Below are 13,794 nucleotides of genomic sequence, written 5' to 3' on the forward strand. Positions count from 1 at the left end.
CTCATCCGGGCTCACATCAGCGACGAGGCCAGCCGGCAGACGTTGTCGAGGTAGCGCTTGCGCAGCGGCTGGCCGCGCCACTCCTCCAGGGTGAGCTCGCGGCTGACCGCGAGGTACTCCTCGTCGCTCTCGCGCAGCCGGTCGACCAGGTCGCCGCCGAAGCCGAGCAGCATCACCTCGTAGTTCAGCGCGTAGGAGCGGTAGTCCATGTTGGAGGAGCCGATCGCGCCCACCACGCCGTCGACGGTGAGGTACTTGGAGTGCAGCACCAGCGGTGCCGGGTAGAGGTGGAGCCGCACGCCGGCCTCGAGCAGGGCGGTGTAGTACGAGCGCTGGGCGTGGCCGACCACGAACTGGTCGGCCTCCTCCCCCACGAAGAGGTCGACCCGCACGCCGCGGTACGCCGCGCTCGTGATGGCGGTGAGCAGCGCCTGGTCGGGCACGAAGTACGGGCTGGTGATCGACAGCGACGTCGTGGCCAGGTGCGCCAGCTCGGTGAACATGCGCAGGTTGGGCTCGGTGGGGAAGCCCGGGCCCGAGGGGACCACCTGCATCGCGTTGTTGCGGCCTCCCGGCACCAGCGGCCGCTGCTCGGCGAAGAAGCGGTCGGGGTCGAGCCGCTCGCCCGTCTCGGCGTACCAGTCGGTGGCGAAGACCGCCTCGACCGCCACGACGGCGTCGCCGCTCAGCTGCATCGAGAGGTCCTTCCACCGCCGCCCCACCGCGGCGTTGCGGGCGCTGCCGTAGGCCGGGTCGATCAGGTTGTGCGAGCCCAGGAAGGCCCGCTCCCCGTCGACCACGAGCAGCTTGCGGTGGTTGCGCAGGTCCGGGCGCCGCCAGCGGCCCCGCAGCGGCTGGATCGGCATCATCAGGTGCCAGTCGATCTCGGCCGCGGTGAGCCGGTGCTGGAGGTCCTTGAAGCCGTCGTAGGCGCGCGAGCCGATGTGGTCCATCAGCAGCCGGACCTCGACGCCGCGAGCCCGCGCCTCGACGAGGGCGGAGAAGAGCACGTCGGTCGTGTCGTCCCAGCTCATGATGTAGAACTCCACGTGCACGAAGCGGCGCGCGCCGCGCACCGCCTCGGCCATGGCGGCGTACGCCTCGTCGGTCTCGCCGTACATGCCCTCGTCGGTGCCGGTGACGCACGGCAGACCGGTCAGCCGCCTGTTCATCCGCAGCACCGACTCCAGCGCCGGCCCGGGAGCCGCGCCGTCCGGCACGGTGGGAAGGGTGTGCGTGTGCTCCACGAGCAGCTGGTTGGCCTGCTCCTGGATCCGGTGGCGGCGGCCGCGCACGTAGGGGCTGCCGATCATCCAGTAGAGCGGCAGCCCGACCACCGGGATGAAGAAGATCGCCAGCAGCCACGCCGTCGACGACCCCGGGTTGCGCCCCTCCGGCACGGTGCCCAGCGCGCCGAGCTTGACGACGTACTCCGTCAGCAGCAGCAGGGCGCCCAGCAGGCTGACCAGGTCCATGCCTGGAGCGTAGGGACTCCGCGCGCCCGAGGCCCTGATCGTGACCCGGGTGGTCGGGTACTCCCCCGCCCATGACTGAAGCCCCCCACGACGACCAGGGATCGGTCTCCGAGGTCGCCAACCTCGGTGACGGCGAGCCCATCTCCCCCGACCAGTCGGTCGCCGGCGCCCCCGACGACGGCAACGGCGAGGTGCAGGAGGGCCGCCAGGGACCCAATGCCGTCACCGGCGACGAGACCCAGGACGGCGAGGACCTCGGCGCCGACGCACAGTCGCGCGACGGCGGGTCGTAGCCTGGGGCCATGGCCCAGTTCGACGCCGTGACCCGTGACCACGTGCTGGCGGCGATGGAGGACTACGACGCGGTCGGCGGTGACGCGCTGCTGGAGCGGATGGGCTACGGCGGTGACGGCGACGGCGGTTACGTGCGCCTCCAGGGCCGCACCTACGACGTGCGGGCCGTGATGGGCGTGGCCTACATGCGGGCCACCCGGCAGGCCATCGCCTGGGACGCGCTCGGCCGCACCCGCTACGCCGCCGGCCAGGCGCTGGCCGACCTCGGCTTCGACGTCGCGATGCCCTCGCGCCCCCTCGAGCCCGAGCCGGTCGCGCGCCCGGTCCGCACCCGTGCGGCGTCCCCGCGGACCGCCCGCGCAGCGACGTCAGCCGCACCCCGCCGCGCCGCGGCACCCGCGCGCACCCCCGCCCCCGAGCCGCGCCCCGTCGCCGTCTGCCCCACCTGCTTCCTCGCCCTCCCCGCCACCGGCATCTGCGACGACTGCGACTGAGCGCCTATTCGGTCACGAGGAAGACCGAGCTGACCTCGTCGGCGCTGTCGAAGAGCTGACCCGCCGGCCCGTCGTCGCGGTAGACGCCGTAGGTGTTGGGCTCGCTCGCCTCGCGAAAGGCCGTCGCCGCCTCCAGCGGCACGTCGGTGCCCGGCCCGGACGCGTCGCCCATCAGCGTCGCGGCCTCGGCGTCGAAGGTCGTCGGAGCTCCGGAGGTCACGTGGCCCAGCAGCAGCCCCTGGTAGTCGCCCGGGGCTCCGAGGGCCGCCACCTCGACGTACGTCGTGCGCGCGGTGCCGCGCAGGAAGGCGATGCTCGTCGGGGTGACCCCGGGATCGAGGTCCGCCATGGCCGCGGCGTAGCCGGTCCGTCCCAGCGTGCCTCGCTCGCCGTCGAACCAGCGGATGGGCGGCTCGGCGTCCGGCTCGGTGAGGGTGACGGCGTACAGCACCACCTCGGTGCCGTCGATCACCACCCGCACGGTCACGCTCGGTCGCTCGAAGGCCAGGACCTCCATCGCCGCCGCCTCCGGAGCGCAGGAGTCGCCCTCGCAGAGCGGCACCTGCTGCGCCGGCGTGCCCAGCAGCTCCTCCACCCGCGCGGGCGAGAGGTCGAGGCGCAGCTCCTCCAGGGCGGCGTAGGTGTCGCGGTCGGGCTCCGCCCGGTCCCGCAGCCACTCCACCCCCGCACTCACTTGACCGAACGCCGTCTCGAGCAGCGTCACCAGCCCGACCACGGCGGCCACCGCCGCGACGACAGGGTGCTCGCGGACACGCGCCACCAGGCGGCCGAGCGCCGACACCTGCGGCTCCGTCGAGGCTGACATCCGAGGACCCTCCTGCGTCGTCAGTATGACCCCACCCCCACCTCCCGACCAGACGTCAGGCCGCGCACACGTGCGAGCAGTCGAGGACGGCACGCAGGCCGACCCCCGGTGGTCGCGGAAGGCGCGCAGCCCGACGCCGGGTGGTCGAAGAAGGCGCGCAGCGCCTGTCTCGAGACCCGGTGAGGTGCGCAGGCGCGCTGGGGTCTCGAGACGGTTGCTGCGCAACCTCCTCGACCACCCGGGAGGGTGGCGGGGCGCGGGGTGGTTCAGGCCAGGTGGGTGGCGAGGGGTGCGCGCGACGTGGGGACGACCGCGTAGGTCTTGCCCTGCGGACTGAGCCAGTCGTAGGTGCCGTCGCGGCGGCGGACGTAGCTCCAGCCGGCGTGGGTCTTCGCACGGTGGTGGCGCCTGCACAACGGTGCCAAGTTGGACGGTCGGGTCTGCCCGGGCGGGCCATCGGCGTCGTACGCCGCGATGTGGTCGAGGTCGCAGGACCTCGAGTCACGGCGGCAGCCGGGGAAGACGCAGGTCGCGTCGCGCAAGATCACCTCCTCGCGCATCGCCGATGGCGGGTCGTGGCGTTCGACCGAGGCGTCGGCGGCGAGGTCGATGACCGGCCTGAGCCTCACCGTGGCGCCGTCGATCCCACAGCGACTGAGCCAGCCGGCGAAGAGCTCAGTGGACAGGGCGCCGAGCCGCTCGATCACCACGACGCCCCGGTCGTCGGCGAGGTCGGAAGGCGCCAGGTGCACATTCAGGTCCACCGAACCACCCGTGCGAGGCCCAGGGTCGGTGGTCTCCCCGCTCAGGAGGTCCAGGGCGTGCTGCGGATCGGCCAGCACACCGACGGCCTTGGCGCGGCGGACGTCGAGGACGTCGGTGTCGCCCAGCTCCTTGAGCTCGCCGGCCAGCCGCCCGACCGTCTGGTCGAACGCCAGCGCATCCGGGGTGTCGAGCGTCAGGTGGACGTCCGTGACGCCGGGGGCGCGGCCGTCGCGGTGCAGCCAGACCCCGCGCCGAACGAGCGCTGACTCCTCGTCCGCCCGGGCGCGGTCGGGGTCGGCGTGGAGCCGTGCCTCGTGGACCAGGCGAGCGGCGCCCGCGGCGGAGAGCTGGTCGAGCCGGTCCGGGACCGCGCAGAGCAGCCGGTCGGCGTGCAGCGCCGCGTCGAGGCTCAGGTCGCGGGTCTCGCGCGAGATCGCTCTGGCACGCCACACCGCGATCCGCCCCGCGCACATCTGCTCCCACAACCGTGGCAACCGGAACGCCAGCTCCACCGTGTCGCCGAGCAGCTGCTGGGCGTGCTCGGCTGGGCGGTTGAGGGCTGCGGCCAGCTCGAGAGGTGCGGCCGCAGCGATGAGCGGGGCACCGTCGCCGGCCAGCGGGAGCGGTCCGCCGACGCCGTCGCCGAGGACGAGGCCGTCGTCACCCCAGCCGGCGTACGCCGCACCCTCGGCAGCGGGGTGCAGCAGCGCCCACTGAAGCGCAAGGCGGAGCTGGCGGACCTGCGCCTCGTGCTCCTCTGCGCGGGCCGCGACGAGGACGTCGAGGACCTGTCGCTTCGGGAGGTGGAGGTGCGGCTCCATGAGGAGATTCTACTGCTGAGGTGCAACAGTAGAACGTGTGTTCGAGGATCTGTGGACAACCTTTTCACGGGCTAGGTTGCGGGGTCTCGAGACGGTCGCTGCGCGACCTCCTCGACCACCCGAGGACGCGGCTGGGTGAGTGGCGTACGGGGTCTCGACAAGCTCGACCGACAGCCCTGGTCTCCACCACCCGGACGACGCGGGCGAGGTGGCGACTCGTCAGAGGTGCGACTGGATGCCGGCGAGGAGCTGGCGGGCGGCGACGATGCGCTGGACCTGGTTGGTGCCCTCGTAGATCTGGGTGATCTTGGCGTCGCGCATCATCCGCTCGACGGGGTAGTCGCGGGTGTAGCCGTAGCCGCCGAGGACCTGGACGGCGTCGGTGGTCACCTGCATCGCGGTGTCGGAGGCGAAGCACTTGGCGGCGGCGCCGAAGAAGGTGAGGTCCTTGTCGCCGCGCTCGGAGCGGCCCGCGGCGGCGTAGGTGAGCTGACGGGCGGCCTCGACCTTGATGCCCATGTCGGCGAGCAGGAACTGCAGGCCCTGGAAGTCGGCGATCGGCTTGCCGAACTGCTCGCGCTCCTTGGCGTAGTCGAGCGCGAAGTCGAGCGCTCCCTGGGCGACCCCGACGGCCTGGGCGGCGATGGTGATGCGGGTGTGGTCGAGGGTCGCCATCGCGGTGGCGAAGCCGGTGCCCTCCTCGCCGATCATCCGCTCGGCCGGCAGCCGCACCTTGTCGAGGTAGACCTCGCGGGTCGGGGAGCCCTTGATGCCGAGCTTCTTCTCCGGCGCCCCGAAGGAGACGCCCTCGTCCGACTTCTCCACGACGAAGGCCGAGATGCCGCCGCGGGTGCGCTTGTCGGGGTCGGTCACGGCCATCACCGTGTAGTACTCCGACTCCCCCGCGTTGGTGATCCAGCGCTTCACGCCGTCGAGCACCCAGTGGTCGCCGTCGCGCACGGCCCGGGTCTTCATGCCGCCGGCGTCGGAGCCGGCGTCGGGCTCGGAGAGGCAGTAGGAGAAGCCGCCCTCGCCGCGGGCGAGCGCACCGAGGTAGCGCTCCTTGAGCGCCTCGGACCCGGCGAGCTGCACCGGCAGCGAGCCCAGCTTGTTGACGGCGGGGATCAGCGAGCTGCTCACGCAGGCGCGGGCGACCTCCTCGATCACCAGCACGGTGGCCAGGGCGTCGGCGCCGGCGCCGCCGTACTGCTCGGGCACGTGGGGGGCGTGGAAGTCGGCGGCCTGCAGCGCCTGCGCCGCCTCGGCGGGGTAGCGCGCCTCCTCGTCGACCGCCGCGGCGTACGGCGCGATCTTGTCGGTGGCGATCGCGCGGATGGCCTCGCGGATCGCCTGGTGCTCCTCGGACAACGCGTACATCGGGTAGCCGTCGCTCATGGCGCGATGTTAACGAGCATTAGCGTGCGGCCACCCGGCGAGGTCGACCCCCGGACGCGGCACCCGCAGCGTGGCGGCCCCTGCCGCCGCCGCGTCGTGGAGCGCCCGCACCAGCAGGGCCTCGTGGGTGCCCGCCGGTGCGCCGTCGGCCACCACCTCACCGGCGTACGTCGCCCGCGGGCCCACCAGGTGCGCCAGCGCCACGGCGACGGCGGTGCGCCCCGCGAAGACGGCGTACGCCGCCCACCCGGCATCCTCCGCCCGCGCCGGCAGCTCCTCGAGCAGCGGTGCCGGGCCGACCTGCTCGAGCAGCACCCGCGCCACCTGCCGGCCCACACCCCAGCCGACCTGCTCGACGTGCGGGCCGACGGTCGACGGCTCGACCGTCCCCGTGACCAGCTCGACCTCGCGCACGCCACGACCCTAGGGGCGTCACACTGGAGGCATGGGTGAGGACTGGCAGGACCCCGAGGCCGTGCGCTTCATGCTCGACGACTGCGAGACCTGGGCGGTCGTGGGGCTCTCCGGCGACACCGGGCGCACGGCGTACTCCATCGCCGCGCTGCTGCAGGAGCGGGGCAAGCGGATCGTGCCGGTGCACCCCGACGCTCCGACGGTGCTGGGCGAGCAGGGCTACGCCTCGCTCGCGGAGGTGCCCTTCCCCATCGACGTGGTCGACGTCTTCCGCCGCTCCGAGGCCGCGGGCGACTTCGCGGACCAGGCGGTCGAGGTGGGCGCCCGGGGCGTGTGGTTCCAGCTCGGGGTGGTCGACGAGGACGCCTTCGCGCGCACCCGCGCCGCCGGGGTGCCGATGGTGATGGACACCTGCCCCGCGATCGAGTGGCGACGACGCTGAACGAGCTGCGCGTGCGCCCGGGACCCGGGCTCCCGGGCGGCCTCACCATCCCCGCCACCGACCTGGTCGAGCGCTTCTCGCGCTCCTCCGGACCCGGCGGGCAGTCGGTCAACACCACCGACAGCCGGGTGGAGGTCGTGCTCGACCTGACCGCGACCTCCGCCCTCACCGACGCCCAGCGGGAGCGCGCCGTACTCCGCCTCGGCGACAGCGTCGCGGTCACCGCCTCGGAGCACCGCTCGCAGCACCGCAACCGGCTCGCCGCGCGACAGCGCCTGGCCGACCTGCTCCGGGAGGCGCTGGCGCCCCCGCCGCTCCCCCGCGTGCCGACCAAGCCCACCCGCGGCTCCCAGCGGCGCCGCCTGGAGGGCAAGCGTCGCCGCAGCGAGGTCAAGCGGGGGCGCGGGCAGGTCCGCGACCGGTGACGCCCTAGCCTGGGCAGCGACACGGGGTGCCCGTCGCCGAGCGAGACGACGGGCTGAGATCACACCCGTCGAACCTGATCTAGCTCGTACTAGCGAAGGGATGTCGCCCATGAGCGCCTCCAGCACCCTGTCCACCCTCCTGGACGACCTGCGCGCGCAGCAGCCGCTCGTGCAGTGCCTGACCAACAGCGTCGTCACCAACGTCACGGCCAACGCCCTGCTCGCGACGGGGGCCGCACCCGCGATGGTCGACCTGCCCGAGGAGGCCGAGGCCTTCGCCGGCGTCGCGGACGCCGTGCTCGTCAACCTCGGCACCCCCCACCGGGAGCAGCGCGAGGCGATGGTCGAGGCGGCGGCCGCGGCCCGCGCCGCCGGCACCCCCTGGGTGCTCGACCCGGTGGCGATCGGGACGCTGGCCGTGCGCACGGCGCTCGCCCACACGCTGCTGGAGCACCGCCCGAGCGTCGTGCGTGGCAACGCCTCGGAGGTGCTGGCGCTGGCGCGCGGAGGCAGCGGCGGCCGAGGTGTCGACGCCACCCTGGGTGCCGACGAGGTGGTCGGCGTCGCCGCGGAGCTGGCGGCGCGGCTCGGCTGCGTGGTGGCGGTCTCGGGCGAGACCGACGTCGTGACCGACGGACGACGCACCGGCCGGGTGGCCGGCGGCTCGGCGCTGCTCACCCGCGTGACCGGCGGAGGCTGTGCCCTGGGCGCCGTCGTCGCCGCGCTCTGCGCCGTCGCCGAGCCGTACGACGCCGCCGTGGCCGCCCACGAGCTGTGGGCGCGGGCCTCCGAGCGGGCCGCCGCGACGGCGGCCGGTCCGGGCAGCTTCACCGTGGCCTTCCTCGACGAGCTGGCGGCGGCGTGAGGCCGGACCTGTCGGTCTACCTGGTCACCGACACCGTGCAGTGCGGCGAGCGCGGCGTCGTCGAGACCGTACGGCGCGCGGTCGCCGGCGGCGTCACCTGCGTCCAGGTGCGCGACAAGCGGGCGACCCACGGCGAGCTCGTCGACCTGGTGCGCGCCGTCGCCGACGCGGTCGCCGACCGCGCGACGGTGCTGGTCGACGACCACCCGGAGGTCGTGCTCTGCGCACGCTCCGAGGGCGCGACGGTGCACGGCGTGCACGTCGGGCAGTCCGACCGCCCACCGGAGGCGACGCGCGAGCTGCTCGGGCCGGACGCCGTCGTCGGCCTGACGGCGCACACGCCCCAGCAGCTGGCGGCCGCCGCCGCGCTGCCCGCCGGCACGGTCGACTACCTCGGCGTCGGCGCCGTCGCGGCGACGGCGTCGAAGGCCGACCACCCGCCCGTGCTCGGCGTCGACGGCTTCGCCCGCCTGGCCGCCGCGGCGGCGTCCCCCTGCGTGGCGATCGGCGGCGTCGACGTGACCCTGGTGCGCCCGCTGCGCGAGGCGGGCGCTGCCGGCGTGGCCGTGGTCTCCGCCGTCTGTGCCGCCACCGACCCCGAGCGGGCGGCCGCCGACCTGGCACGGGAGTGGGGCCGGTGATCCCCCGGGTGCTCAGCGTCGCCGGCTCCGACCCGAGCGGCGGTGCGGGCGTGCAGGCCGACCTGAAGAGCATCGCCGCCCAGGGCGGCTACGGCATGGCCGTGCTCACCGCGCTGACGGCGCAGAACACCCGTGGGGTGCGCAGCGTGCACGTGCCGCCGGTGGGCTTCCTCCGCGAGCAGCTCGACGCGGTCTCCGACGACGTGCGGCTCGACGCCGTCAAGGTCGGGATGCTCGGCTCCGCCGCGGTGGCGGCCGAGGTCGCCGACTGGCTGGAGAAGCAGGACACCCTCGCCGTGGTCGACCCCGTCATGGTCTCGACCAGCGGGGACCGGCTGCTCGACCCGGACGCCGAGGAGGCGCTGCGCGAGCTGCTGCCCCGGGCCGACCTGCTGACCCCCAACCTCCACGAGCTCGCGCTGCTGGCCCGCGCACCACTGGCCACGACGTGGGAGACGGCCCTGGCGCAGGCCATGGCCCTCTCGGAGGAGACCCGCTCCGTCGTCCTGCTCAAGGGCGGTCACCTCCCGGGCGACAGCTCCCCCGACGCGCTCGTCGACGCCGCCCGCCCCCCGGACGCGCAGGTCGACACCGTGTGGGGCGAGCGCGTCGACACGCCCCACACCCACGGCACCGGCTGCTCGCTGTCGTCGGCGATGGCGACCCGGCTCGCCGCGGGCGACGACTGGGACGCCGCGCTGCACCGCGTCAAGGCCTGGTTGCACGAGAGCCTGCTCCACGCGCACGAGCTGCACGTCGGGGGCGGCCACGGCCCCGTGCACCACTTCCACGCCCTGTGGCGCGGCGAGGGCCTGCCGCCGGAGGACCGCTAGGGAAGCGCTGATGAAGGGCGCCGTCGCGAGCGTCGCGAGGCGAGTGCGCTGGCAAGCCAGGGACGCGAAGGCAGGCTGGACGCCTTTCGAGCGTTCCTGGCGCCGCCAGCGTGCCGCGTCGCGGCGCGCAGCAGGCGGGATTGATCAGCGCTTCCCTAGAAGCCGGTACGCCGCGCGGCGTCGCCGGCGGCGTCGCGCACCGCCTGGCCCTTGGCGTGGGCGGCGTCGCGCAGCGCGGCCTGGAAGTCCTCCATGCGCTGCCGCAGCGCGGGGTCGCTCGCCCCGAGGATGCGGCACGCCAGCAGGCCGGCGTTGCGGGCGCCGCCGATCGACACGGTGGCCACGGGCACCCCCGCCGGCATCTGCACGATGGAGAGCAGGGAGTCCATGCCGTCGAGGTGGCGCAGCGGCACCGGCACGCCCACGACGGGCAGCGGGGTGACCGAGGCGAGCATGCCCGGGAGGTGCGCGGCACCCCCGGCGCCGGCGATCACCACCTGGAGCCCGCGGTCGGCCGCGCCACGGCCCCAGGCCAGCATCTCGTCGGGCATCCGGTGCGCGGAGACCACGTCGGCCTCCCAGGCGACGCCGAGCTCGGTGCAGGCCTCCGCCGCGCCCTTCATGACCGGCCAGTCGGAGTCGGACCCCATGACGATGCCCACCGCGGCGCTCATTCGGGGCCCCCGACGAGGCGCGAGCGCAGCGAGTGGCTTGGTGGGGTGATCATTCGGGGCCTCCGACGAGGCGCGAGCGCAGCGAGTGGCTTGGTGGGGTGATCATTCGCTCTCCTCCCCCAGGTCGCCGGCGAACCACGCCGCCGCGTGCCGGGCCCGCTCCAGGCAGTCGTCGAGGTCGTCGCCGTAGGCGTTGACGTGGCCCACCTTGCGGCCGGGCCGCAGGGCCTTGCCGTAGAGGTGCACCCGCAGGCGCGGGTCCCGGGCCATCGCGTGCGGGTAGCCGTCGTACAGCCGGCCGGTCTCGCGCGCGCCGCCCAGGATGTTGACCATCACGGTCCACTCCTCGCGGGCCGACGGCGCCCCGAGCGGCAGGTCGAGCACGGCGCGCAGGTGGTTCTCGAACTGGCTGGTGACCGCGCCGTCCTGGGTCCAGTGACCGGTGTTGTGGGGGCGCATCGCGAGCTCGTTGACGAGGATCCGTCCGTCGGTGGTCTCGAAGAGCTCGACGGCCAGCACGCCGGTCACGCCGAGCTCGTCGGCGAGGCGCATCGCGATGCGCTGCGCCTCCAGCGCCAGCTCGGGGTCGAGATCGGGGGCCGGGGCGACCACCTCGTGGCAGATGCCGTCGCGCTGTGTGGAGGCCACGACGGGGTAGGCGGCCACCTGGCCCGACGGCGAGCGCACCACCAGGGCGGAGAGCTCGCGGCGGAAGTCGACGCGCTCCTCGGCCAGCACCTCGCGGCCGGAGTCGAAGGCCGCGGCGCAGTCGTCGGGGCCCTCGACGAACCACACGCCCTTGCCGTCGTAGCCGCCGCGGGTCGTCTTGAGCACGCAGGGCCAGCCGAAGGCCTCGACGTCGGCCACGGAGGTCACCACGGCGTTGCGCGGGCACGGCACGTCGAGCTCGGCGAGCCGCTGTCGCATCACGGCCTTGTCCTGGGCGTGCACCAGCGCCGCGGGGCCGGGGCGCACCGCGAGCTCTCGCTCCAGCGCCTGCAGGTGCTCGGTCGGCACGTGCTCGTGGTCGAAGGTGACCACCTCGCAGCCCGCGACCGTGCGCCGCAGCGTGTCGAGGTCGGTGTAGTCGCCGACGAGGTGGTCGGGCACCACCTGCGCGGCGCTGACGCCCTCGGCCTCGGCAAGCAGGCGCAGCGGGATGCCGAGCGCCGCGGCCGGCTCGGCCAGCATGCGGGCCAGCTGGCCGCCACCGATCACGGCGACGGTCGGGGCGAGCGGTCCAGGGCTGTCGGGCACGCGCCCGACCTTACCGAGCGCGAGCGCCGCGGGCCCCGGTCCCCTAGCCTCGGGTCATGGCGACCCGGGAGCACCCCAGCTACGTGCTGGTCGACGGCGAGAACATCGACGCCACGCTGGGCACCTCGGTCTTCGGCCGGCGCCCGCACCCGGAGGAGCGTCCGCGCTGGGAGCGGCTGCTGGAGTTCGTCGAGCGCCGCTGGGGCGGCCCGGTGCAGGGCCTGTTCTTCCTCGCCGTGAAGGACGACCTGCCGATGAGCTTCGTCCAGGCGCTGGTCTCGCTGGGCTACCGGCCGGTGCCGCTGCGCGGGGGGCCGCACGAGAAGGTCGTCGACCTCGCCATCCAGCGCACCCTGGAGGCGCTGGAGGAGCGCGAGGGCGACGTCGTCCTGGTGAGCAACGACGGCGACTTCCTGCCGCACGTGGAGGCCCTGCTCGGCACCCGCCGGGTGGGCCTGATGGCCTTCGAGGAGTTCCAGAACGGCGGCTACCGCGACCTGGTGGCGCAGGGCCTGGAGTTCTTCGACCTCGAGCACGACGTCCGCGCCTTCAACGTCTCGCTCCCCCGCCTGCGTGTGCTCACCCTCGACGAGTTCGACCCCGCAGACTTCCTCTGAGTGTTCCTACTGATGCCCCGGGGCCGCGCCCGGGTCAGCGTGGTGGTGACCCGGGGAGGCCACCACGATGCACCGCCAGACCGTCGTACGCCGCGCGGTCACCGCGCCTCTCCTCCTCACGCTGCTCACCTGGGGGCTGACTCCGTCCGCCCCCGCGTCGGCGGCTGAGGCGGACGCCGCAGGAGTGACGCTCACCGGCGCCCGGGGCTCGCTCCAGGTGGTCGGCTCCTTCAGCCGCGTCGGCGAGCCGGTGCCCGACCGGTACTCCTTCGACGACGCCCAGGACTTCGGGGTCAACTACCTCTCCTCCGACTCCGGCCAGGTGAGCTTCGACGGCGTCCACATGAGCTCGGCCGCGAGCCAGTCGACGACGCTGCTCTTCGACGGGCAGCGCCTCACCGGGCTGCTCAGCCTCGGCACCGTCACGGCGCGGGGGCTGGGGACCGGCGCGGGCACCGTGCAGACCACGGGGGGCGCGACGGCCTCCACCGAGCTCGAGGTCACGCTCGAGGTGGCGGAGCCGGTCGTGTGGCGGCTCGTGGCCACCAGCCGGGTGAGCCGGCAGCAGACGCGCCCCGACGAGGAGGTCTGCCGCACCGCCGTCATCGACGTCGTCGCCGACGACGTGGGGGTCGACACCCAGAGGACCTGCGAGGACGGCCAGGCCGAGGCCGTCGTCGACGAGACCGTCACGCTCCCGGCCGGTGAGGTGACGGTCTACCTCAGCGTGCTCGGCGCCGCTCTGGCGAGATCGGTCAGCGGCGCCTCGGGGCTGGCCAACGGCAGCTGGGACGTCTCCTTCCGCGAGGTGGCGGCGGCGCCCGACCTGGCCAGCACCGCACCTCCGGAGGTGAGCGGGGTGGCCCGGGCCGGGCGGACGCTGCGCGCGAGCGCCGGCGGCTGGGCCGGCGAGCCGACCGACCTCGCCTTCCGGTGGCTGCGCGGGGGGCGGCCGATCCCCGGCGCGACCCGGCCGACCTACCGGGTGCGCCCTGCCGACGCCGGGCGCTCCCTGCGCGTGCGGGTCCGTGCCAGCAGGCCGGGCTCCCCCTCCGTCGAGGCGCTCTCCGCAGCACGGCAGATCGCTCGTCAGCTCTTTGCCACGTCGCCCCCACGGATCCGCGGCACGGCCGCGCCCGGCCGGACGGTGCGGGCGACCCGGGGCGCCTGGACGGCCCGGCCGGCCAGGCTCCGCTACCGGTGGCTGCGCGACGGCAGACCCATCCCCGGGGCGACGGCGAGGACCTACCTCGTCCGGCGGTCCGACGACGGCAGCCGGCTGCGCGTCAGGGTCCGGGCCGAGCGCCCCGGCCACCTCGACGGCACCGCCAGGTCCACCACCCGCACCGTCCGCTGAGAGGAGGAGCCATGAGCAGTCCTGGGAGCATCGGAGCCCTGCTCGTCCAGCTGGCCAGCCGCCCACCGCGGCCGGCCACACGACGGGTCACACGACGGGCCGCACGACCGGTACAGGTCCCGCAGCAGCGGGACCCCCGACGGCAGGACCCGCAGCCCGGTCCGCAACGCAGCCCGCAGCCGACCGCCACGTGGGCGTC

Annotated in this window: 16 protein-coding genes and 1 riboswitch; of the genes, 9 read left to right on the forward strand and 7 right to left on the reverse strand. The window is 74.5% G+C overall.

Annotation, left to right across the window (positions count from 1 at the left end; translation table 11 throughout):
- Window positions 1-11: 11 nt before the first annotated feature.
- A complete protein-coding gene (locus tag IG63_RS0114140; protein ID WP_030485004.1) occupies window positions 12-1,475 on the reverse strand; it encodes a phospholipase D-like domain-containing protein in 1,464 nt (487 codons plus the stop codon).
- Between the two features lie 71 nt (window positions 1,476-1,546).
- Between IG63_RS0114140 and IG63_RS0114145 the strand changes: the two genes are divergently transcribed.
- Window positions 1,547-1,768 (forward strand): hypothetical protein, encoded by a 222-nt coding sequence (locus IG63_RS0114145; protein ID WP_030485005.1) that lies wholly within the window; start codon window positions 1,547-1,549, stop codon window positions 1,766-1,768.
- Between the two features lie 9 nt (window positions 1,769-1,777).
- A complete protein-coding gene (locus tag IG63_RS0114150; protein WP_030485006.1) occupies window positions 1,778-2,263 on the forward strand; it encodes a ScoMcrA-related endonuclease in 486 nt (161 codons plus the stop codon).
- Window positions 2,264-2,267: 4 nt separating this feature from the next.
- Here IG63_RS0114150 and IG63_RS23320 read toward each other — a convergent pair whose 3' ends face one another.
- The 4 genes from IG63_RS23320 to IG63_RS0114170 form a co-directional block, all read right to left on the reverse strand.
- Window positions 2,268-3,089: an ETEC_3214 domain-containing protein gene (locus tag IG63_RS23320; protein WP_030485007.1), complete on the reverse strand. Its 822-nt coding sequence runs from the start codon at window positions 3,087-3,089 to the stop codon at window positions 2,268-2,270.
- A gap of 266 nt (window positions 3,090-3,355) precedes the next feature.
- The gene (locus IG63_RS23600; RefSeq protein ID WP_030485008.1) at window positions 3,356-4,675 is read right to left on the reverse strand and encodes an HNH endonuclease signature motif containing protein; all 1,320 of its coding nucleotides are present in this window, start codon (window positions 4,673-4,675) and stop codon (window positions 3,356-3,358) included.
- A gap of 219 nt (window positions 4,676-4,894) precedes the next feature.
- The gene (locus IG63_RS0114165; protein WP_030485009.1) at window positions 4,895-6,070 is read right to left on the reverse strand and encodes an acyl-CoA dehydrogenase family protein; all 1,176 of its coding nucleotides are present in this window, start codon (window positions 6,068-6,070) and stop codon (window positions 4,895-4,897) included.
- Window positions 6,071-6,079: 9 nt separating this feature from the next.
- On the reverse strand, window positions 6,080-6,484 hold the full coding sequence (locus IG63_RS0114170; RefSeq protein ID WP_030485010.1) for a hypothetical protein: 405 nt from the start codon (window positions 6,482-6,484) through the stop codon (window positions 6,080-6,082).
- Between the two features lie 31 nt (window positions 6,485-6,515).
- Here IG63_RS0114170 and IG63_RS0114175 point away from each other — a divergent pair, with 31 nt between their 5' ends.
- The 5 genes from IG63_RS0114175 (at window position 6,516) to thiD (ending at window position 9,690) form a co-directional block, all read left to right on the forward strand.
- The gene (locus IG63_RS0114175) at window positions 6,516-6,926 is read left to right on the forward strand and encodes a CoA-binding protein (protein WP_030485011.1); all 411 of its coding nucleotides are present in this window, start codon (window positions 6,516-6,518) and stop codon (window positions 6,924-6,926) included.
- Between the two features lie 11 nt (window positions 6,927-6,937).
- Window positions 6,938-7,351, forward strand: coding sequence for an alternative ribosome rescue aminoacyl-tRNA hydrolase ArfB (gene arfB, locus IG63_RS0114180; protein WP_245604441.1), 414 nt, complete (start codon window positions 6,938-6,940; stop codon window positions 7,349-7,351).
- Window positions 7,352-7,363: 12 nt separating this feature from the next.
- Window positions 7,364-7,469: riboswitch (TPP riboswitch) on the forward strand.
- Window positions 7,461-8,216: a hydroxyethylthiazole kinase gene (thiM, locus tag IG63_RS0114185; RefSeq protein ID WP_084597177.1), complete on the forward strand. Its 756-nt coding sequence runs from the start codon at window positions 7,461-7,463 to the stop codon at window positions 8,214-8,216. It overlaps the preceding riboswitch by 9 nt.
- Window positions 8,213-8,857 carry a thiamine phosphate synthase gene (thiE, locus tag IG63_RS0114190; RefSeq protein ID WP_030485014.1) on the forward strand — a complete coding sequence of 215 codons (645 nt, stop codon included), beginning with the start codon at window positions 8,213-8,215 and terminating at the stop codon, window positions 8,855-8,857. Before thiM ends, thiE begins: the two co-directional genes overlap by 4 nt.
- Window positions 8,854-9,690 carry a bifunctional hydroxymethylpyrimidine kinase/phosphomethylpyrimidine kinase gene (thiD, locus tag IG63_RS0114195; protein ID WP_036195679.1) on the forward strand — a complete coding sequence of 279 codons (837 nt, stop codon included), beginning with the start codon at window positions 8,854-8,856 and terminating at the stop codon, window positions 9,688-9,690. The genes thiE and thiD overlap by 4 nt, the downstream gene beginning before the upstream one ends.
- 155 nt (window positions 9,691-9,845) lie before the next feature.
- On the opposite strand, the gene purE is transcribed toward thiD, so the two are convergent.
- Window positions 9,846-10,364 carry a 5-(carboxyamino)imidazole ribonucleotide mutase gene (purE, locus tag IG63_RS0114200; protein WP_030485015.1) on the reverse strand — a complete coding sequence of 173 codons (519 nt, stop codon included), beginning with the start codon at window positions 10,362-10,364 and terminating at the stop codon, window positions 9,846-9,848.
- 102 nt (window positions 10,365-10,466) lie between these two features.
- Entirely contained in the window at window positions 10,467-11,621 is a 1,155-nt protein-coding gene (locus IG63_RS0114205) for a 5-(carboxyamino)imidazole ribonucleotide synthase (protein ID WP_030485016.1), read from the reverse strand.
- Between the two features lie 56 nt (window positions 11,622-11,677).
- On the opposite strand from IG63_RS0114205, the gene IG63_RS0114210 reads away from it, so the two are divergent.
- Complete coding sequence (locus IG63_RS0114210; RefSeq protein WP_030485017.1) at window positions 11,678-12,238, forward strand: NYN domain-containing protein; 561 nt, start codon at window positions 11,678-11,680, stop codon at window positions 12,236-12,238.
- 67 nt (window positions 12,239-12,305) lie between these two features.
- Window positions 12,306-13,595: a hypothetical protein gene (locus IG63_RS21625; RefSeq protein WP_030485018.1), complete on the forward strand. Its 1,290-nt coding sequence runs from the start codon at window positions 12,306-12,308 to the stop codon at window positions 13,593-13,595.
- Window positions 13,596-13,794: the final 199 nt, after the last annotated feature.

It is taken from the genome of Nocardioides aequoreus (assembly GCF_000720335.1).
Taxonomy (GTDB): Bacteria; Actinomycetota; Actinomycetes; order Propionibacteriales; family Nocardioidaceae; genus Marmoricola; species Marmoricola aequoreus.